Here is an 18,697-nt window from a genome sequence, read left to right as displayed (position 1 = left end):
CTGAAGATTGCTTTTTTTTCGCTTTATTCGCCGGTTTTAGGGGTCTGTCGGCTGCCCGGCTCCCGGAAGACGCGCATGAAAGCGGGAGGAAGCGGGCTTTCAAAGCGCATCGTCTGGCCGCCGGTCGGATGGCGGAAAGAAAGCACACGCGCATGTAGGCCCAGCCGGCCGATTGCTCCCGAACGGGACCCGTACTTTTTATCCCCGACGACCGGATGGCCCAAGTCTTTCATATGGACGCGAATTTGGTTTTTGCGTCCGGTCTCCAGACGAACTTCCAGCAGCGAATATAGGTTGCCCGTTTGCAGCGTTTTATAGTGCGTGACGGCAAGCAGACCGTCATCGGGCTTTTGGCTCGAATACATAATCATGGCTTTATTTTCCTTGAGCCACGATTTGACCGTGCCTTCCGGCGTCCGGACTTCGCCTTCCACCAAGGCCGCGTAGGTGCGTTCCTGCACCGCGTTGTGCCAGTCGTTCTGCAGCAGCTGCTGCACGCGTTCGCTCTTGGCAAACATCATGACGCCCGACGTGTCGCGGTCCAGTCGGTGCACGACAAAGATCCGGGCGCGCGGATCGGCATTTCGCACATGGTCGGACAGCTGGCGGTAAGCGGTAAGCTCCTTCTCCTGCTCGGTGGCGATCGAGAGCAATCCGGCTTCTTTATGAATAACGATCAGATCCGCATCCTCATGGAGGATGGTCAAGCCGATCAGACGGCTATCCCGGCTCGACGTTACTTTGGCCCAATTGACGGCGACGGCCTGCCCCGGCTGCAGCGGATAATCGTATTTGGTCGTCGATCGGCCGTCTACCGACACCTGGCCCCGGGCCAGTATCGATTTGACGGTATTGCGCCCCCGGCCCGGAAAGGACGCCAGCAAAAAATCGAGCAGCTGCGCGGGCTGCTTGACGGAGAGCTCCGTAGCCTCCGTCTTCGGGGCGGAGGAGGTTCGTGCGGTTGTGCGGTGTTTCTTGTTCATGCCGGTCTCCTTATGATGTGGACGGTGTATCGGAATGCTTCTCCGATCACTCTTATCCGTTTACTATAGCGTATCCCGCAGTAAAAAGCATCCTGTCGGGGGCTGGGCGCCGGGGCAATCGGCCTCGGACAATTCGGCGGCAAATCGGAGCTGCGGCGCCCCCTTGCTCCTCCCTCCAATCGCGCTTGAATCGGGTTCCCTACTTTATGCGGTCATTCCCAAACAATGTTATAATAGGAATCATGCTAGGAGGGGACTTATGAACGAAACGCGCAGCGGGGCACAATCCCGGTCTGACAAGGATGAACCGGTCATCCGGGTTGTGGGACTCGTGAAACGGTACGGGGCTTTGACCGCCGTGGACGACGTCCGCTTCGAAGTGCGGCGGGGCGAAGTCTTCGGTCTGCTCGGGCCGAACGGCGCGGGGAAGACGACGACGCTGGAAATGATGGAAGGCTTGCGCCGGCCCGACGCGGGCGCGGCTCTCGTAGCCGGTTTCGATACGCAAAAGGAATTAAAAAAAGTAAAGCAGGTTATCGGCGTGCAGCTGCAATCGACTTCGCTGTTCGATATGCTGAAGGTAGGAGAAATTTTGCGCATGTATGCAAGCTTTTACCGCTACTCCGTGCCGATCCAGCCGCTGCTTCAAGATATGATTTTGGAAGAGAAAAAAAACGACCGCATCAAGCATTTGTCCGGCGGACAGCGGCAGCGGCTGGCGATCGCTCTAGCGCTGGTCAACGACCCGATGGTGCTGTTTCTCGACGAGCCGACGACCGGTCTCGATCCGCAGGCGCGGCGGACGCTGTGGGACATCGTGCTGAAGCTGAAGGCGCGCGGCAAAACGATCGTGCTGTCCACGCACTATATGGACGAGGCCCACGTTCTGTGCGACCGCATATGCTTGATGGACCGCGGCAAAGTAATCGCTCTCGATACGCCGGACAAGCTGATCAGCAGCCTGCAGTCGGACGGGGCGCTCGAATTCCGGCTGCCCCTGCTCGAGGCGGTCCCGTCGGAAAGTCCGGAGTGCGGCGAAGCGCTTCGGCTTATGGGGGAAGTTAGCGGCGTGAAGCGGGTTGAGCGGAACAACGAATGGTACGTGCTGTATACGGAACGGATGCAGGCGACGCTGACCGACTGGATCGCGGTGGCCGGGGCGAACGGCCTTGTCTTTGCCGATCTGCGCACGCGCTCGGCAACGCTTGAAGACGTGTTCATTCAGATGACGGGAAGGAGCTTGAGGGAGTCATGAAAGCTTATTTGCAGCTCACGCTCGCTCAGCTCCGGATGTTTGCGAGAAACCGTCAAGTGCTGTTCTGGTCGCTGCTGTTTCCGGTGTTTTTCGTCGCCATGCTCGGCTTTTTCCTCGGCAACGGAAACGGCATCTCCCTCAGCGGAGCGATTATCGACGAAGACTACAGTCCCGCTTCGCGGGAGCTGGTCCGCTCGCTGCAGCAGATGAATACGGTCATCGAGCTGCAGGAGCGGTTCGATAAGGAAGAGGCGCTCAAGGAGCTGAAGCAGGGGGACCGGCATATCGTCGTCGTGGTTCCGAAAGGCTATCAGGAGCTGCTGTCGATGCACGAATCGAAAGAGTTCGTGGACCCCGTCTTCATGTCGACGCCGGAGGTGGCCACCGTCAAAGCCTACTACGACGAGACGAACATGACGACGTCGCAAATCGCGCTCGCCATCCTGTCCCAGGTTGTCGACGGGGTGAGCAAGCAACTGGCCAACTATTCTCCGGTCGTGACAGTGGATGCCTCCGCGGTTCAATCGCTGCATCTGAAATATATCGATTTTCTCGTTCCCGGCATATTGGCGATGATGATTTTGTCCAACAATTTGAACGGGGTTGCCGGCCAGATCGCCTCTTGGCGGGAACGCGGCATTTTGCGGCGGATGCAGAGCACGACGCTGACGGCGGCGACGTTTATCGCTGCGCAAATTACGGCCAGGCTCGTCATGAACGGCCTTCAGGTATTGATCGTCGTATGGGTGGGCTCGACCTTTTTCGGGACGCAGGTGAACGGCTCGTGGCTGCTGCTCGGCTTGGTGGTCGCGCTCGGGACGCTGACGTTCATGTCGATCGGCTTTATTATCGCATCTTTGGCGAAGACGCCGGAAAGCGCCGGACCGATCGCCGGCTTCGTGTCGTATCCGATGCTGTTTCTCGGCGGGGTGTTTTTTCCGATCAAGGAGATGCCCGTGCTGCTTCAACATATCGTCAAGCTGCTGCCGATTTCGCATCTGACGACGGCGATGCGTCAGGTGATGAACGTAGGGGCGGATATGTCGGTACTATGGCCCGAAGTGGCGCTGCTGGCCGGATGGATGATCGCCGCTTTTGCCCTCTCGAGCTATTTGTTTAGATGGGAATAAATGTGTGTAAAGACAGAAAGACTACGTATACGAGCGCACCCCTTGAATGACCTCTTTTTCGGACCATATGGCCAAGCTCTGCTTCCGATGACGAGCTCCTTCAACGACAAGCCGGACTTTGTTATGCGATTGTCACACAAAGTTAACGTTCCGCTAATGTGGCTTTAATGTTCGGGCTCTAGAATGGAGTCATAAGCGAAAGGAGTGGAATGCATGATCTTGTACCGGCTGGCGAAATGGATGGAGGAGCGCATGCGTCTGAAGCGGCTGATTGCCGAAGCGGAAGGGGATTGCGCTTTATATAAAAGGCAAAAACGCGTGGTGGAGCGTCAAATGCTTCAGGAAGCGTTCGATTATATGAAACCGGGAGCGGCGTTGTCGGCGGAATCCGCCATCGTGCTATATACGCACGACCTGTTCGGCGTGCAGCAGCCCGTCTTCGGACTGGACGAGACGGCCGGGCACTCGGCGGACGATTGGCGGGAAGTGCTGACCGAAGCGCGCGCGAGTTTCTTCGAGCTGGCCGGGAGGGAGCAAGTCCCTGGCCGGAGAAACGAAGAACCTTTGCATGCCGAGGAGCTGTTGTCCGAGGAGTGGCTGCGGACTGTGCTCGAAGTCGACGGAACGGCTCAGCCCCAGCCTTGATCTACATAAGAAAACAGGAAGATCGCGCGAAACGATTCTTCCTGTCCGTATGTCGAATAAATCGAAAGATGGATAGCGGCTTAGAACGAGGCGCCCAGCGCCTTCAAATTGCGGGCGCTCACGGCCAGACATTCGAACGGGTCGCGTCCGTAGCAGCTGTCCTGCTCCACGGCACCGTACTCCACGCCCGTTTCTTCGCAAGCTTGCAAAATCGCCCGGAAATTCATGTTGCCTTCGCCCACCTCGGCGAACAGCCGTTCGCTGTTAGGCGTCACGATAAAGTCCTTCAAGTGGATCACCTGCATCCGTCCGTTCACCTTGCGAATCCAGTCTACCGGATCGGCTCCGCCGGCTTGCACCCAGTGGACGTCCAGCTCAAACCCGAAAGCCGACGCATCCGAATCCTCGAACAAAATGTCCATGCCCGATTTGCCGTCAAATTTGGCGAATTCGAACGCATGATTATGATAAACGAACTGCAGCCCGACTTCCTTCAGCTTGCGCGAAATATCCGAAGCCTGCTTGGCAAACGTCGAATACCCTTCCGCGCTCGTCCGGAATTCCGTCGGCAGCCCGCCGATACCTACGTATTTGCAGTCCCACAGCTTATGTTTGGCGATTACCGCATCCAGGTTGTCCACCATATCGGCAAACCCGATATGCGTCGCGCAAATATGCAGCCCGGTTTTATCGGCAATCGCTTTCAACGCTTCGTCGCCGATCGGACCGAGACCGGAAACTTGAACCTCGTTATATCCGATGTCTTTTACCTTTTGAAACGTCGCCGCGATGTCTTCCTCGGTTTTCAAAAAGTCGCGAAGCGTGTAAAGCTGTGCCGCTATTTTCATCATGATCTGTCCCATCTCCCTAAAATAATGGTGTGCGGCCGTTCCGCTGGATGTCTGATATGTGTGCGTTATCGCAGCTATTATACCGTAATCGCTTCCGCAGGACTATAGCTTTTCCTAAAAGTTCTCACGTTCTTTACAACCGCATGCGCCTATGTTTCGCCAAATAACGAAGACCCCGCCGTTGCCGGCGAGGCTTCGTCAAAACCCGCTTCCGGTCAAGGAATCGTCGGACGTCAGCTCAGCCCGATCGCCCAGTTGCCGTCGCGGAATATCGGCTCGACGCGTCCTTCCGCATCGATGCCGTCGATGCTCAGGTCCGGTCCGCCCATCATGAAGTCGACGTGTACGAGACTGTCGTTGGCCCCGCTTGCGGTCAACTGCTCCTGCGTCATCGCGGTACCGCCCTGCACCGTCGTCGGATAGGCGCGGCCAAGCGCGAAGTGGCAGGACGCGTTCTCGTCGAACAGCGTGTTGTAAAAAATCAGATTCGTATCGGAGATCGGCGACCGGTTCGGCACTAGCGCCAGCTCGCCCAGGCGGGCCGCCCCTTCGTCGGTCTCGAGCAGCAGCTTGAGCGTGTCGTAGCCCTTCTCGGCGGAGAAGTCGACGACCTTGCCTTTCTCGAAGCGCAGCGTAAAGTTGTCGATCAGGTTTCCTCCGTGGTTGAGCGGACGGGTGCTGCGCACCACGCCGTTCGCGCCGTCCTTGTGCGGCATCGTGAACACTTCCTCGGTCGGCATGTTCGGGTTGAACGTGACGCCCTTCTCGTTCTCGGTCGAGCCTCCGTGCCAGACGTGGTTATCCGGCATGTCGACCGACAGGTCGGTCCCTTCGGCGCGGTACACGAGCCGTTTGTACTGCTTGCGGTTCAAGTAGTCGACCGTTTCGGCCAGACGCGCGTTATGCGCCTTCCAGGCGCCGACCGGGTCATCCAGATCGACCCTTACGGCCTTGAGAATCAGCTCCCACAGCTTGCTCTCCGCTTCGGCGGCAGGCAGGTCGGGAAAGATTTTGCCCGCCCATTCGGGAGTCGGGGTGGAAATAAGCGACCAGGCTACGCGATGGGCCATCGTATAGCTCCGCCAGCCCTGCAGCGCGATGGCTGCCGTCTTGCTGGCCGTGGCCACTCGTCCCGGATCAATGCCGTCGAGCAAATCCGGATTGGGGGAATAGATGCTCAGGAAGCCCGCGCCGTTCTCGGCGAATTGCTCCCAGCCCTGAGCCCGGAACATCGGATATTCTTGGAACGCTTCATCGGGAGCCAGCTGGTATTTGATCCGCGTCAGCTGCTCGTCGTTCCATTCCACGTGAACGTTTTTGGCCCCGGCTTCGTAAGCTTTCCTTACAATAAGGCGGACCAGCTCTACTGCCGACAAAGGGGCGCTCACGACAAGCGTCTGTCCCTGCCGCACGTTGATTCCGACGCGCACGGCCAATTCGGCGTACTGCTCCAAATCGCGTTGGGTTGGCATGAATGTTCCCTCCACACGTTTTATGTAGTCTGCATACAGCGGCGTATACGCACTACTATATCATTATCGCTTTGTCCGTTCCAATTCATCCCGGGCGTCAGAAACCTGCCGCGCAATACGCGCGATTTCCGTCGAACCCGATATTCGCGGGCGCGAATCGAGAGACGGCTCCTATTTTGTTGCGCACTCTTTTTCGTGTACAATACAGAGATGAGAACGTTTCATTGAAACCGGCGTATCGATCACGATGCGCCTTATCCATAAAGAAGGTTGTGTTCGCCTCTATGAACGTCGTCGTTTCCAGCTTGAATGCCAAGTACATCCACACTTGTCTCGCGCTTCGATATTTGAAAGCGTTCTGCGGGGACGAGTTTCCCGTGGAGATGGCCGAATATACGATCAAAGACCCCGTGATGAACATCGTATCCGACTTGTACCGGCGCAATCCGGACGTGGTCGGCTTCTCCTGCTACATCTGGAACATCGAAGAGACGATCCGGGTAATCGGCATGCTGAAGAAGATCAAGCCGGAGGTTCGGATCGTATTGGGCGGGCCGGAAGTGTCGTACGATACGGAATACTGGATGAAGCGCGTACCCGAGGTCGATTTTATCGTCATGGGCGAAGGGGAGGAGACGTTCCTCCATCTGCTGCGGGAAATAGCCGGCACGCGCAAATACCACTTCGTGTTCGGAATCGCCTACCGTAATGCCGCCGGCGAGGTGTGCGTCAATCCGGGCCGTCCGAAGCTGAATCTGGACGAGATCCCGACGGCCCATCGCTTCGCGGAAGACGTGCCGGCCCTTGCGAACCGCGTCGTCTATTTCGAGACGAGCCGAGGCTGCCCGTTCAGCTGCCAGTTTTGCCTGTCCAGCATCGAGGTCGGAGTAAGGTATTTCGATATCGAGCGGACGAAGGCGGATTTGCTGTATCTGATCGATTCCGGGGCCAAGCTGATCAAATTCGTCGACCGCACGTTTAATATCAAACGCGAATATGCGATGGAACTGTTCCGGTTCCTGATCGACAATCACCGCGGCTGCGTATTTCAGTTCGAGATTACCGCCGACATCATGCGTCCCGAGGTGCTGGATTTTCTGGCCGAGCATGCGCCTGCGGGCGTGTTCCGATTCGAGATCGGCGTCCAGTCGACGAACGATGCGACGAACGAGCTGGTGAAGCGGAGGCAAAACTTCGCAAAGCTGACCCGTACGGTGACGATGGTGCGCGACAGCGGCAAAATCGACCAGCATCTCGATCTGATCGCCGGCTTGCCGGAGGAAGATTACGCCTCTTTTCGCAAAACGTTCAACGACGTATTCGACCTCGGTCCGGAAGAGCTGCAGCTCGGTTTTCTGAAAATGCTGCGCGGCACCGGCCTGCGCCACGACGCCGCCAAATACGGCTACGTGTACATGGACACGGCGCCTTATGAAATATTGGGCAATGCCATCCTGCCATTCTCCGATCTCATGCGCATCAAGCGGGTGGAGGACGTGCTGGAGAAATATTGGAACTCGCACCGGCTAGACCGCACGGTCCGGTATTTGATCGACCGCCATTTTGAATCGGCTTTCGATTTTTTTCAACTGTTCGGCGATTACTGGGAGGAGAGAGGCTGGCAGAAGATCGGCCACCAGCTCGAAGACTTGTTCGAGAGGCTGAACGCCTTCCTCGCTTACCGGGATGCGCCGGATCGGGATATAGCGGAAGGCTTGATGAAGCTCGATTATTTTATGAATCACAAGTACAAGCCGCGTAAAATTTGGTGGGACTTCTCCATGGATAAATCGGCGCAAATGCGCAGCGTCAACATGCTCGCGGATCATCCCGAGCGGGTATCCGCGGAATTCGCCGCCCGCGGGCTTACGGAGAAGGAGCTGCACAAGCACGCCGTCATCGAGACGGTTCCCTTCGATTTGGCGCGCTACGAGCGCGACGGGACGATCGATCGCAGCCGGAGGTCGCTCCTGGTTGTCGTCTATGAGCCGGACGGAGCCGGCGCTGCATATTATAGCATGGAGCTCGCCGCCCCTTCGGCCGTGACCGGATAAAGGGGACGGAAACGGCGGCGGTCTTGGAGGAGGAGCGCGAATGGACGATCAACGCTGGCTGCGCTGGACGCAGCGAATACAGGCGTTAGCCCAGGCGGGGCTTACGTATACGGAGAACGGCTATGACGTGGAACGGTACGAGGAGCTGCGGGAAATCAGCATCGCCATGATGCAGGAACTGAGCGGCGCTCCTTATCCCGTCGTGAAGGAGCTGTTCGCTTCGGAGACGGGATATCCGACGCCGAAGGTGGATGTGCGCGGCGTCGTATTCGAGGAAGGCCGCATTCTGCTGGTGAAGGAGAAGTCGGACGGCAAATGGACGCTGCCCGGCGGCTGGGCGGATATCGGGTATACGCCGAAGGAAACGGCGGTCAAGGAAATACGCGAGGAAGCCGGCTTGGACGTGCGCGCGGACCGTCTGCTGGCGGTGCTGGATAAAAAGTGTCACCCTCACCCGCCCGAGTCGTACTATATTTATAAGATATTCATCCGGTGCGAACAGACCGGCGGACGGCCGGAAGCGGGGCTGGAAACGTCGGACGTCGCTTACTTCGCGGAGGATGCGCTTCCGGAGCTATCGTTGAACCGGACGACCGAATCGCAGATCCGGCTTATGTTCGAGTATTTGCGGGATCCGAACAAGGCAGTAACGCTCGACTGATTGTCAACAGTGCAGGAGTGGGTGGGTTTGACCGATGTATAACCTGCTTGGTTTATTGCGGGTTTCCTCCTTGAAAGGCCGTCTTCGGCTGCTCGTGATCGTGCTGATCGTGGCGATGTGTTTGCTTGTCCTTCTCACGACGTCCCTTTTCGGCAAAATGATCAAAGAACAGGAGATTCATGCCGCGCTTCAAGAAGCGATCGATTTGCAGCGGCTCTTTATCGATAAGTGGAAAGCGGAGCGGCTGTCCGACGTCGTTTATTTGGCTGCGATAGGGAGCCCCTTGACGATGGACCGGCAGCAGATGCTGGCCCAGTTTCGGCTTTTTCAAAAAACGCATACGGAATTCGATTCGATCGGCCTGATCGACGCGGACGGCAAGGTGGCGACCGCTGGGGGAGAGGACGCGGATATGAACGTTGCCGATCGCGACTATTTTCGCGCGGCTCGCAATAACGAGACGTTCATCTCGGATATTATGATCGGACGCCTCACCGGGAAGCCGCTGCTGGCGTTTGCCGCCCCGTTTCGCAACCCGGACGGGTCCTTCGCGGGAGCCGTGGCCGGAACGGTCGGCACGGCAACGCTGGAGGCGATCGTTAAAGATCTGCGTCACGGCGAGTCCGGAGAGACGTTTCTGCTGAACAAGGACGGCTATCGCATGACGTCATTGCGGGGAGGGGGAGGCGCGCCGTCGGGCGAAGCTCCGTACCGAACTGTCATTTACGAGCGGGCGCTAGCCGGCGAGCAGGAGCGCAAATCGTACGTGAACCGTCAGGGCGACCGGGTGTTCGGAGCATACGCCTGGTCGGCTGACCGGCAGTGGATCATCGTGGGAGAGACGCTGGCGAAGGACGTCTACAGGCCTTATTACCGGCTGCTTGCGGCGCTCGCCGCGATCAGCGTCTTGATTCTGCTCGCCACCTATATGGCGGCGGTCATGTTTACGCGCAAAATCAGCGATTTGCTCAAGCTGCTGCTGGACGGCACGAAGCGCATACGCGAAGGCCGGTTCGGCTACCGGATCGACGCCGCTACGATCCGCTCGGCGCCATCGGAGCTGCAGGAGCTGTCGGACAACTTCAACATCATGTCGGAGAAATTGCGGACAACGGTGCAGCTGCTCGAGGAATCCGCAGTGGTGGACCACTTGACCGAGGTGTACAACCGCCGGTTTCTGATGAACGAAGGGGCGAAGATCGAAGAGGCGGCCGCCCGGGCCGGCAACACGTCCTGCATTTTACTGGTCGACGTCGACTATTTCAAGCAGATCAACGATACGCACGGGCATCTGGTCGGGGACCGCGTGCTGAAGCATGCCGCCGCCTTGCTCGTCGCCTGCGTGCGCAACTCCGACGTCGCCGCCCGCTACGGGGGCGAGGAGTTCGTCGTGCTCGCTACGAACTGCGTGCTGGAACAGGGCTGCGAGCTGGCTCACCGAATTCGGACAACGTACGGCGAATCGCCCTACCGCGACGAGGAGCGAGTCATCCCGATAACGGTCAGCATCGGCGTTGCCCAGTCGAATCCGCACCGCACGTACGGCACGAATACGCTCGAGGATATGATCGAACGGGCGGACAAAGCGCTCTACAGAGCCAAGCACAATGGGCGGAACCGGGTCGAATGCGACGATCCTCCGCTGCCGCCTGCGGTCGAGCCTGACCCGTAAGCGCACTCCAAGAAGCTGGCGTGGCTGCTATTCGGAAGCGATTATATGTTAGGAAGATGGGCGGACGCAGGCTTTCCCGCTAAGCGTTCGGCTGTACGCGCGGTGCCCGGATAGGGGCACCGCTTTTTTGCGCTTCTTGCGGCTGTAGCGGAAGCCAAGCTGCAGGCGCCCCTTAACCGCGGTTCCAGGCGTGCGCCAGACGGTGCACGCCTTCTTGGATATGCTGCTCGTCGAGCCCGCCGAACCCGAGCAGAACCGCCGCAGGCTCATCCGTCCGGCTTTCCGTCCGGTAGACGGATGTCGGGTAGACGCGCACGCCCGCGTCGAGCGCCGACTCCATCAGCGACGCTTCGGAGCGGCCGTCGTCCGGCTCTAGCAGCACATGCAGGCCGGCGCTCCCGCCTTCGACGCGAAAATGCGGCTCCAGGCCGTCCTTGATCGCAGCCAGCAGCGCAGCCGATTTGCGCTGGTAGACGCTGCGCATTTTGCGGATATGCCGCTGCATATGGCCGTTTGTCATAAACAGCTCCAGCGTTCGCTGGTGAAGCGGGGAAGCGAGCCGGTCGAACGGGTGCAGCGCCGCTTGAGCGGACTCGGCCAGCGCGGGGGGCAGGGCGGTATAGCTGAGCCGGAACGCAGGCGCCAGCGCCCGCGAGAACGTCCCCATATAGACGACGAAGCTGGCCGCCGCGTCCAGCCCTTGCAGCGACGGAATCGGCCGTCCGGCATAGCGGAACTCCCCGTCGTAGTCGTCCTCCACGATCAATCCGCCCACGTCGGCCGCCCACTTCAGCAGACGCCTCCTTTTGCCGATCGACATGACCATGCCGTAAGGAAATTGATGCGAAGGCGTGGTGTATACGATAGTCGCGCCGGATTCGTACAAGTCCTCGATGCAGATGCCGTCTTCCTCCAGACGCAAAGGGGCAAGCCGGTAGCCGTGCTGCCGCATAATGGCCGCCAAACCGTCGCTCATCGCCTGCTCCGCCGCGAACGCCGTTGCCCCGGGCCCGTAAGGCGTTTCTCGCAGCAAACGGCAAAGCTGCTCCATGGAGTGGTGAGTGCCCGCGCCCACAACCATACGTTCCGGCGGGCACAGGACGGCTCTCGCCCGGTAGGCGTAGTCGGCGAGCGCACGGCGGAAGCCAATTTCCCCTAGCGGGTCGCCGTAGCGGAACAAATCGCGGTGCTCGGGCAAAAAGCAGGTGCCAAGCAGCTTTTTCCACAAGGCGAATGGAAAATGGCTTAGATCGACATCGCCGTAGGAAAAATCGATCGTGCCCGACGGCCCGGCGGCCTCCGGAGACGCGGAGAAGACCGGGGAGCCGGGGGCGGGCAGCGTCCGGTCCGGCCGCTGCCTTTCGCTTCCGCGGTCGGGGAGGACGGCGCCGCTGCGGCTTGCTGGATGCCTGGCTTTGCCGAAATCGGGCTCGTACGCGCGTACCGTCAGCCCGCTTCGCGGCTTGCTTTCCGCATAGCCTTCGGCGAGCAGTTGCTGATAGGCGTCCTCGACCGGCGTGCGGCTAACGCCCAGATGGGCGGCCAGCTTGCGGACGGAGGGCAGGCGGGAGCCGGGAGCAAGCCGGCCGGCTTCGATCTCGGCGCGGATATGGCGGTACAGCTGGCCGTATAACGGCTCGGCGCTGTTTGGGTCGAGAAGGGGAAGCAGCTCCACGGACAAGCACTCCTTTATCAATAATCTGTCACCCGAATATTTATGATTCTGTCCATGTTCAAAATGTCAGTTTTTCCTTATCGTAAGAGTATCACAAAGATCCGACTGACGAAAGGAGTCCATGAACATGGTCCAAATTCATCCCCGAATCGAACGGCTGCAGCCCTATGCGGCCGGAACCCGCCCCGACCCGGGCATAGCCGCAATCAAGCTGAACCAGAACGAAAGTCCTTATCCGGTCTCGCCGAAGGTGGAGCAGGCGATCCGCTCGTCCGGCGCGGAGCTGCTGCGGGAATACCCCGACTCCGGGTGCGGGCGGCTGCGGGCGGCCCTCTCCGAATTGCACGGCGTTCCGGCTGGAGCAATTTTGTGCGGCAACGGCTCCAGTGAGCTGATCACGCTCTTGTACAAATCGTTTCTGTGCGAAAACGATACAGTGGCTGTTCCCGATCCGACATTCGGGTTGTATGCGACGGCGGCCGCCTTGGTCGGCGTGAAAATCGTCAGCGTGCCAACCGACGACGATTTCCGTCTGGAGCCCGGCAAACTCGCGGAACCGTCGCCGCAGGCGATCATTATCGCCAATCCGAATGCGCCGACAGGGCTTTATGTCGAGGCGGAGCAAATCGAACGGCTGTTGAACGATTTCCGGGGACTGGTCGTCGTCGACGAGGCATATATCGATTTCGTACCGGAAGGGACGTCTGTCATCGGCCTGACCAAGCGGTACTCCAACCTGATCGTGCTGCGCACGTTTTCTAAGGCGTACGGACTAAGCGGCGCGCGCATCGGCTATGCGGTTGCCGACGAGCGGCTCATTGCGGCGATGGCCAAGGGCAGAGAGACGTTCAGCGTCAACGCGGTGGCGCAGCTCGCCGCGGAGGCGGCGTTAACCGATCCGGCGTACACGAGCCTGACCGTGGAGAGGATCAACCGGACGCATGAGGCGTTTCGGGCGGCGCTGACCGATACCGGCTGGCGGGCATGGCCTTCGTTCACCAACTTTTTGCTGGCCACGCCGCCGTCTGACGGTCCTACGGCGCAGGAGATATACCAGCGGCTGCTGGACCGACACATCTATGTCCGCTACTTCGATGCCCCGAGGTTATCCGACAAGCTGCGCATCAGCATCGGGACGGACACCGAGATGAAGACGCTGCTGGAGGCGTTAAGCGACGCCGGAGCGTAGACAGCGTAAAGCGGCTGCTCCGGCTGCGTTGCCCGGACCCGCCGGTCGTTCTCCAGATTAAGCACAAAAAAGCGGTTCCCCAAGACGGAAACCGCTTTCTTGTCGAGCGTCTATTTACTTGCCATTGCGCCATTTGTTGAATTGCAAAAACTCGAGGAATTGTTCCTTGCTTATGCCGGAGCCCATCGCTTCTCGAATCAGTTCGATCCACTCCGTATCCAGCTCGCGGGCCGTCTGGTGCTTTTCGTTCAGGAACGTCTCTACGGGGACCTCCAGGACGGCGCATATTTTCTCCAGGAGATGTATGGAAGGATTGGTCTGGATGTCTCGCTCGATCGAACTTAAGTAGGATTTGGCTATCCCGGCCTTCTCGGCCAGCTCGCTTAACGATAGCCCTTTGCCCAGTCGGAGTTCTTTCACGCGTTTGCCTATCATGCGATTTCCCCTTTGCCATCTGACCGCCACTTGCGACGGTCTTTCCGTTAAGCCCATCATAACAAAAATGGCCGCAAGATGCATGCAGGGGTGGGGGAATTTGAAAGAAATGAGCGAGAGCTGGCGTTTGTAAAGGAAGCGTAAACAAAAGAAGGCAAACGCAAAAGCCCGTCACGGGGAGGGCTCTTCTTCCGCGGACGGGCTTTGTCTTAAAAATTGCCGGATTTCGTCGACGGAAATCCCGATTTGTTTGGCGGCAAGCATCAGATGGACCCAGTTGGGATCCAGTTTGTAATCATTCGGATTAAGGCGAAAGCCTTGCATGTTCGAACTCTCCCATCGGGTCGGGGTTGTTGTTGCTATAGTATTCGCGGCAGGGCTGCTTTTTGTGGGGGGATGGCCCGCAATCCGCCGCCGGACTAGGCTTCGCGGGGCTTGCCGACCATCCTGTAAAGCCGCTTGCCGACTCCGCGGTCATCCGCCGAATGCTTCCCGGAATGCCTTCGACAGATCGTCCTGCTCGACGTTCCAGAGCGTGGCGATATCCGCGCAGACGTTTTCCGACCACCAATCGGACAGCAGCTTACGGTTGCTGCTGTGCTCCACGATATAAGGCAAGTTCAGCACGACCTTCTTCAGATACAGCTCCTCCGCTTCGGCGAGCCGTTCCGGGGGAACCCACAGCTTCAGCCGTTTGGCCGTACGGTACAGCTCCTTGTTGCAAGCGCGGCGAATTTTGCGCAGAGTCGGCAAATCCTGGCTGTGCTTTTCGGTATACTTTTCGTTCGAAGGCTTATTCATCCCGTATCACCCGTTCCTTTCTGCTACTACACTATGCAGGAAGGCGGATGGGGTACACGATAGGCCGATAAATTATGTGCGCGGCGCCCGATGCGTTCTTAGCCCGGTCGCTACTGAACCACGATGTAGCCGATCATCGGGCCGTTATGGGCCGCATCCGGATGGGTAAGGCAGATGATCCGGTAAATGCCCGGCTTGTCGGCTTTGAACGAAACGGACGTCTCCTGTCCTTGCTTCACTTCTCCTTTCAAACCAAGCCCTTCGACGATAAAAGGGTGGCTGACGCCGTTGATTCCGTTAATCGTCAGCTTCACCCTCTCGCCCTTGCGGACGAATACGGTGCCCGGATCCCAGCGGTACGCCTCCAGGACGGTTCCGTCCGGCTTCGTCGCTTTGAATTCTCCCGTCACCATATGTATCGTGCGCTCCTCCCCGACCGTGCCCGTTACCGCGGCGGCATGCTGCTGTCGGGCATAAAGTCCGTAGGCGGTCGCCATCAATAACACGCCGACGGCGAGCAGCACATACTTCCTTCTCAGCACGAATATGGCCGGAAACGATTGCTTGCGGGTTGGGGACCTCCATGGTCCGTTGGCCATCGTTGTTCCCTCCTTTTTTGAAAACGAACTGTTATGGTCGCCGAAGCTTGCCCGCTTCCAGGCAGACACGCTCCTGCAGCTTGTCAGCCTCTGTTATTAGCGTATGTAGGGGCTTGTTCCGACATGACAGCAGAACGAGGGGAGAGCATTTTCGGACATGCGGGGCATGCGTGCACAAGTCTATGAAACCGGTGGGAGAATGTGCCGTATTATGATAGAATAAGGTGGACTTGCGTTCGGCGGCTTGAGCGGGTTTGCGGCGGATGCCGGCGATCGCTAAAAAAGATGATGAAGAAAGTTGGGTAAGAATGAGCGAATGGCTTCACGGATTCATCGATTCGGTTATGACCTGGTTGACCGATCTCGGCTACTGGGGCATTATGCTGGGCCTGATGATCGAGATTATTCCTAGCGAAATCGTGCTCGCGTTCGGCGGCTACCTGGTCTCGTTGGGGCAAGTCAATTATTGGCTGGCTGTCCTGTTCGGCGTGATCGGCGGCGTGATCGCGCAAATTTTCGTCTACTGGATCGGACGGTACGGCGGCAGACCGGTGTTGGAGAAGTTCGGCAAATATATTTTTATCAACAAGCATCATATCGACATGTCCGAGCAATGGTTCAATAAGTACGGGACAGGGGTTATTTTCACCGCCCGCTTTATTCCCGTCGTGCGCCACGCGATTTCCGTGCCTGCCGGCATGGCCCGCATGCCGCTGTTCAAATTCACGCTGCTCACTACGCTGGCCGTTATTCCTTGGTCGATGTTGTTCATTTATTTGGGCATGAAGCTTGGCGACAACTGGAAAAATATCGATGAAACCGCGGCCGAATATATGACCGAGATCATGTGGGGCGCCGTCGCCTTGACAGCATTGTACGTCATCTACCTGTTGTACAAGCGTTCGAAGAAAAAACGTACGAAGGCATAAAAGCACGAACAAGATAGATGGAGTTGAAAAAGGACGGCTCTCGCGGCTGAACAATGCCGGAGAAGCCGTCTTTTCGTTTGCGAATGGACATGGATCGGCTTTTTCGGCTAATATAAAGGCAAGCGATACATATAAAGGAGGCAGGAGCAATGAGTAAAAATTTAGCCGACAAGCTCGGCAAAGGACTCGCCCCGCAGCAGTTTATCGATGCGATGACGAAAAACCAGGATAAATTTCTCGATTGGTACAACGGATTCGAATGGGGCAGCGAGGACGACCGCGAGTTTTTCGAATCGTTATCGAACCGCGACGATTTGCGTTGCTTGATTCTCGCCGCCGACTGGTGCGGCGACGTCGTCCGCAACATCCCCGTCGTATTCCGTTTGCTTGAAAACTCCGGCATTCCGGTCGAAGTGCTCATTATGGAAGAGAATCTCGATACGATGGACCAATTTCTGACCTTGGGCGGGCGTTCGATCCCGATCGTTATATTCGCCGACACGGGAGGCTTCGTGCTCGGACAATGGGGACCTAGGCCGACACATGTCCAGGAGCCTATGGTGCGGTTCAAGCAGGACAATACGGACCGCAACGCTCCGGATTACGAGGACAATTTGAAGGCGACGCGCGCCGAAATTATGGCCCGGTACGGCGAAGGAACCGGTTACCAGGCTTTGATCGCCAAGGAACTTCGCGAGTTGATCTCGACTTTTTAATTGCTGAACGGAGACATGGATCATATGCTGAATGTGGAAGCTTTCGAGCTTGGCCCGCTGCAAACGAACGCCTACCTGCTTACGAATGCGGAGCGGACGAAAGGCGTCGTGATCGATCCGGGGATGAACCCGAAATCGCTGTTCAAGCGGATCGAGTCGATCGAGATCGAAGCGATCGTGCTGACACACACCCATTTCGACCATATCGGCGGAGTGGACGAGCTGCGCAAATGGAAGAAATGTCCGGTATATGTGCATGACGCCGAGGCAGACTGGCTGTCCGACCCGAAGAAAAACGGCTCGGCCCGCTGGCCGGAGCTGGGGGGCCCCATCGTCACCGATCCGGCGGAGTACGCTTTGGATCACGGCCAAACCCTTACGCTGCTCGGCGAGACATTCCGGGTGTTCCATACGCCCGGCCACTCTCCCGGCAGTGTAAGCCTGCTATACGGCGACCGGTTGTTCTGCGGCGATGTGTTGTTCCGGTTGTCCGTCGGACGGACCGACCTGCCGGGCGGAAGCGAACGGCTGCTGCTGGAATCGATACACGGCACGCTGTTCGATCTTGCCGATGACGTGAAAGTATATCCGGGGCACGGCAAACCGACGACGATCGGCTTCGAGAAGCATAACAATCCTTACGTATAACCATAAAACAAAGAAGCTTTCCCGGCGCCTGAGGGCGGAGGGGAAGCTTCTTTGCGTTTACATCGGCGTCCGTTCGTTCAGTTGTGCGACTCGTCGCGCTCGGCTATGAGCTCGGACGGCACCTGCCCGGTCAACCGCTTGAACAGCCGGTAAAAGTAAGACGGATCGGCGTAGCCGACATACTCGGCTATTTCCGCGACGGTCAGCAAAGAGTGGCGCAGCAAATATTGCGCCGTCTTGATCCGGGCCGCATGGACGCTTTCCCCGATCGTTTGGCCGGTTACGCTGCGATACAGAGTGGCGGCGTAGTTCGGGGTTTTGCCAATCGCATCGCCGAGCTGCTCCTTGCCGATCGGCTCGCGATGGTGAAGCTGGATGTAGCTGCGCATCGTCTCCGCCAGCCGGAATTTGTCTGCAGATGGTCGGCCGCGGTCGAGCTCGCGGTTCGCGTGCACGAGAGTTTCCAGCAGCAGCGCCTGAGCCATAACGGCACGGTACGGCAGCTCGTCGCGCCATTGCTCGTAAGCGGTCTTGAGCCGGTCGGCGAGCAGCTCATACATACCGGTTCTCCAAAGCGTATACGAATCCGAGCGCAAGATCGGCAGCGCCGGATCGGAGGCCGTGGGACGAAATGCGACGACATATTTTTCATGCAGCACGGTCGGAATGCTTTTGCCGTAGTAAGCCTCCCGATCGGTCAGCAGCAGGGCGCTGCCCCTCTCCGCCACGATCTTCTTGCCGCCGATCCAATAGACGCACGAGCCGTACGTAACAAGCACGAGCGACCAGAGCGGGATAGCCGGATCGGCCTCCGCATACCAGCGGGTTCCTTTGTCTTGGCGGATATCGACGATCTCCAGCATAGCGAACGATCACTCCGGTTGATTTGCCTATTGAAGAATATTGAATACCATTATACAGGACGAGTACTATACTTCATAGCAAATGACAAAGGGGAGTCGTACAATAGAGGCCGGACGCT

Annotated in this window: 19 protein-coding genes; 10 read left to right on the top strand and 9 right to left on the bottom strand. The window is 58.1% G+C overall.

Features of this window, described 5'->3' with window-relative positions; genetic code table 11:
• Window positions 1–23: 23 nt before the first annotated feature.
• Window positions 24–983: an RluA family pseudouridine synthase gene (locus ABD796_RS28465; protein ID WP_344914764.1), complete on the bottom strand. Its 960-nt coding sequence runs from the start codon at window positions 981–983 to the stop codon at window positions 24–26.
• A 259-nt stretch (window positions 984–1,242) separates the two neighbouring features.
• Between ABD796_RS28465 and ABD796_RS28460 the strand changes: the two genes are divergently transcribed.
• The 3 genes from ABD796_RS28460 to ABD796_RS28450 all read left to right on the top strand — a co-directional run bounded on the left by ABD796_RS28460 (window position 1,243) and on the right by ABD796_RS28450 (window position 4,013).
• Window positions 1,243–2,238, top strand: coding sequence for an ABC transporter ATP-binding protein (locus ABD796_RS28460; protein ID WP_344914762.1), 996 nt, complete (start codon window positions 1,243–1,245; stop codon window positions 2,236–2,238).
• Window positions 2,235–3,368, top strand: a complete 1,134-nt coding sequence (locus ABD796_RS28455) for an ABC transporter permease (protein WP_344914760.1) — start codon at window positions 2,235–2,237, stop codon at window positions 3,366–3,368. The genes ABD796_RS28460 and ABD796_RS28455 overlap by 4 nt, the downstream gene beginning before the upstream one ends.
• Window positions 3,369–3,581: 213 nt before the next feature.
• Window positions 3,582–4,013 (top strand): hypothetical protein, encoded by a 432-nt coding sequence (locus ABD796_RS28450; RefSeq protein WP_344914758.1) that lies wholly within the window; start codon window positions 3,582–3,584, stop codon window positions 4,011–4,013.
• 80 nt (window positions 4,014–4,093) lie between these two features.
• On the opposite strand, the gene ABD796_RS28445 is transcribed toward ABD796_RS28450, so the two are convergent.
• Together ABD796_RS28445 and ABD796_RS28440 are read right to left on the bottom strand one after the other, a co-directional pair.
• Entirely contained in the window at window positions 4,094–4,864 is a 771-nt protein-coding gene (locus tag ABD796_RS28445; protein WP_344914757.1) for a sugar phosphate isomerase/epimerase family protein, read from the bottom strand.
• 233 nt (window positions 4,865–5,097) lie between these two features.
• On the bottom strand, window positions 5,098–6,336 hold the full coding sequence (locus tag ABD796_RS28440) for an aminopeptidase (protein WP_344914755.1): 1,239 nt from the start codon (window positions 6,334–6,336) through the stop codon (window positions 5,098–5,100).
• Window positions 6,337–6,620: 284 nt separating this feature from the next.
• On the opposite strand from ABD796_RS28440, the gene ABD796_RS28435 reads away from it, so the two are divergent.
• Genes ABD796_RS28435 through ABD796_RS28425 form a run of 3 tightly spaced genes read left to right on the top strand, consistent with a single transcriptional unit; the run spans window position 6,621 to window position 10,723 of the window.
• The gene (locus ABD796_RS28435; RefSeq protein WP_344914753.1) at window positions 6,621–8,390 is read left to right on the top strand and encodes a B12-binding domain-containing radical SAM protein; all 1,770 of its coding nucleotides are present in this window, start codon (window positions 6,621–6,623) and stop codon (window positions 8,388–8,390) included.
• A 40-nt stretch (window positions 8,391–8,430) separates the two neighbouring features.
• Complete coding sequence (locus tag ABD796_RS28430; protein WP_344914751.1) at window positions 8,431–9,051, top strand: NUDIX hydrolase; 621 nt, start codon at window positions 8,431–8,433, stop codon at window positions 9,049–9,051.
• Between the two features lie 34 nt (window positions 9,052–9,085).
• Window positions 9,086–10,723, top strand: coding sequence for a sensor domain-containing diguanylate cyclase (locus tag ABD796_RS28425; protein ID WP_344914750.1), 1,638 nt, complete (start codon window positions 9,086–9,088; stop codon window positions 10,721–10,723).
• 172 nt (window positions 10,724–10,895) lie between these two features.
• On the opposite strand, the gene pdxR is transcribed toward ABD796_RS28425, so the two are convergent.
• Window positions 10,896–12,398, bottom strand: coding sequence for a MocR-like pyridoxine biosynthesis transcription factor PdxR (gene pdxR, locus ABD796_RS28420; RefSeq protein WP_344914748.1), 1,503 nt, complete (start codon window positions 12,396–12,398; stop codon window positions 10,896–10,898).
• Between the two features lie 127 nt (window positions 12,399–12,525).
• Here pdxR and hisC point away from each other — a divergent pair, with 127 nt between their 5' ends.
• The gene (gene hisC, locus ABD796_RS28415) at window positions 12,526–13,587 is read left to right on the top strand and encodes a histidinol-phosphate transaminase (protein ID WP_344914746.1); all 1,062 of its coding nucleotides are present in this window, start codon (window positions 12,526–12,528) and stop codon (window positions 13,585–13,587) included.
• Window positions 13,588–13,701: 114 nt separating this feature from the next.
• On the opposite strand, the gene ABD796_RS28410 is transcribed toward hisC, so the two are convergent.
• The 4 genes from ABD796_RS28410 to ABD796_RS28395 form a co-directional block, all read right to left on the bottom strand.
• Entirely contained in the window at window positions 13,702–14,022 is a 321-nt protein-coding gene (locus ABD796_RS28410; RefSeq protein ID WP_344914744.1) for a helix-turn-helix domain-containing protein, read from the bottom strand.
• A 171-nt stretch (window positions 14,023–14,193) separates the two neighbouring features.
• The gene (locus ABD796_RS28405) at window positions 14,194–14,346 is read right to left on the bottom strand and encodes an anti-repressor SinI family protein (protein WP_344914742.1); all 153 of its coding nucleotides are present in this window, start codon (window positions 14,344–14,346) and stop codon (window positions 14,194–14,196) included.
• A gap of 150 nt (window positions 14,347–14,496) precedes the next feature.
• Window positions 14,497–14,823, bottom strand: coding sequence for a dehydrogenase (locus ABD796_RS28400; RefSeq protein WP_344914740.1), 327 nt, complete (start codon window positions 14,821–14,823; stop codon window positions 14,497–14,499).
• Between the two features lie 110 nt (window positions 14,824–14,933).
• The gene (locus ABD796_RS28395) at window positions 14,934–15,422 is read right to left on the bottom strand and encodes a cupredoxin domain-containing protein (protein ID WP_344914738.1); all 489 of its coding nucleotides are present in this window, start codon (window positions 15,420–15,422) and stop codon (window positions 14,934–14,936) included.
• A 308-nt stretch (window positions 15,423–15,730) separates the two neighbouring features.
• Here ABD796_RS28395 and uptA point away from each other — a divergent pair, with 308 nt between their 5' ends.
• The 3 genes from uptA to ABD796_RS28380 all read left to right on the top strand — a co-directional run bounded on the left by uptA (window position 15,731) and on the right by ABD796_RS28380 (window position 17,715).
• Window positions 15,731–16,351 carry an undecaprenyl phosphate transporter UptA gene (uptA, locus tag ABD796_RS28390; protein ID WP_344914736.1) on the top strand — a complete coding sequence of 207 codons (621 nt, stop codon included), beginning with the start codon at window positions 15,731–15,733 and terminating at the stop codon, window positions 16,349–16,351.
• Window positions 16,352–16,500: 149 nt separating this feature from the next.
• Window positions 16,501–17,067, top strand: coding sequence for a thioredoxin family protein (locus ABD796_RS28385; protein WP_344914734.1), 567 nt, complete (start codon window positions 16,501–16,503; stop codon window positions 17,065–17,067).
• A 24-nt stretch (window positions 17,068–17,091) separates the two neighbouring features.
• Window positions 17,092–17,715, top strand: a complete 624-nt coding sequence (locus ABD796_RS28380; protein WP_344914732.1) for an MBL fold metallo-hydrolase — start codon at window positions 17,092–17,094, stop codon at window positions 17,713–17,715.
• Window positions 17,716–17,792: 77 nt separating this feature from the next.
• Here the strand turns inward: ABD796_RS28380 and ABD796_RS28375 are convergent, their stop codons facing one another.
• Complete coding sequence (locus tag ABD796_RS28375) at window positions 17,793–18,578, bottom strand: helix-turn-helix transcriptional regulator (RefSeq protein WP_344914730.1); 786 nt, start codon at window positions 18,576–18,578, stop codon at window positions 17,793–17,795.
• Window positions 18,579–18,697: the final 119 nt, after the last annotated feature.

It is taken from the genome of Paenibacillus hodogayensis (genome assembly GCF_039536325.1).
GTDB lineage: Bacteria > Bacillota > Bacilli > Paenibacillales > NBRC-103111 > Paenibacillus_AB > Paenibacillus_AB hodogayensis.
The sequence above is the reverse complement of the archived record's forward strand: the minus strand, read 5'-3'. Positions and strand labels throughout refer to the sequence as shown.

Bases quoted from the DNA above. Each gene is read 5' to 3' on its own strand.
- ABD796_RS28445 (WP_344914757.1), bottom strand. From the start codon at position 4,864: ATGATGAAAATAGCGGCACAGCTTTACACGCTTCGCGACTTTTTGAAA.
- ABD796_RS28400 (WP_344914740.1), bottom strand. From the start codon at position 14,823: ATGAATAAGCCTTCGAACGAAAAGTATACCGAAAAGCACAGCCAGGAT.
- ABD796_RS28465 (WP_344914764.1), bottom strand. From the start codon at position 983: ATGAACAAGAAACACCGCACAACCGCACGAACCTCCTCCGCCCCGAAG.
- ABD796_RS28455 (WP_344914760.1), top strand. From the start codon at position 2,235: ATGAAAGCTTATTTGCAGCTCACGCTCGCTCAGCTCCGGATGTTTGCG.
- ABD796_RS28380 (WP_344914732.1), top strand. From the start codon at position 17,092: ATGCTGAATGTGGAAGCTTTCGAGCTTGGCCCGCTGCAAACGAACGCC.
- ABD796_RS28425 (WP_344914750.1), top strand. From the start codon at position 9,086: ATGTATAACCTGCTTGGTTTATTGCGGGTTTCCTCCTTGAAAGGCCGT.
- ABD796_RS28375 (WP_344914730.1), bottom strand. From the start codon at position 18,578: ATGCTGGAGATCGTCGATATCCGCCAAGACAAAGGAACCCGCTGGTAT.
- ABD796_RS28460 (WP_344914762.1), top strand. From the start codon at position 1,243: ATGAACGAAACGCGCAGCGGGGCACAATCCCGGTCTGACAAGGATGAA.
- ABD796_RS28410 (WP_344914744.1), bottom strand. From the start codon at position 14,022: ATGATAGGCAAACGCGTGAAAGAACTCCGACTGGGCAAAGGGCTATCG.
- ABD796_RS28450 (WP_344914758.1), top strand. From the start codon at position 3,582: ATGATCTTGTACCGGCTGGCGAAATGGATGGAGGAGCGCATGCGTCTG.
- ABD796_RS28405 (WP_344914742.1), bottom strand. From the start codon at position 14,346: ATGCAAGGCTTTCGCCTTAATCCGAATGATTACAAACTGGATCCCAAC.
- ABD796_RS28440 (WP_344914755.1), bottom strand. From the start codon at position 6,336: ATGCCAACCCAACGCGATTTGGAGCAGTACGCCGAATTGGCCGTGCGC.
- ABD796_RS28385 (WP_344914734.1), top strand. From the start codon at position 16,501: ATGAGTAAAAATTTAGCCGACAAGCTCGGCAAAGGACTCGCCCCGCAG.
- ABD796_RS28435 (WP_344914753.1), top strand. From the start codon at position 6,621: ATGAACGTCGTCGTTTCCAGCTTGAATGCCAAGTACATCCACACTTGT.
- ABD796_RS28395 (WP_344914738.1), bottom strand. From the start codon at position 15,422: ATGGCCAACGGACCATGGAGGTCCCCAACCCGCAAGCAATCGTTTCCG.
- hisC (WP_344914746.1), top strand. From the start codon at position 12,526: ATGGTCCAAATTCATCCCCGAATCGAACGGCTGCAGCCCTATGCGGCC.
- ABD796_RS28430 (WP_344914751.1), top strand. From the start codon at position 8,431: ATGGACGATCAACGCTGGCTGCGCTGGACGCAGCGAATACAGGCGTTA.
- uptA (WP_344914736.1), top strand. From the start codon at position 15,731: ATGAGCGAATGGCTTCACGGATTCATCGATTCGGTTATGACCTGGTTG.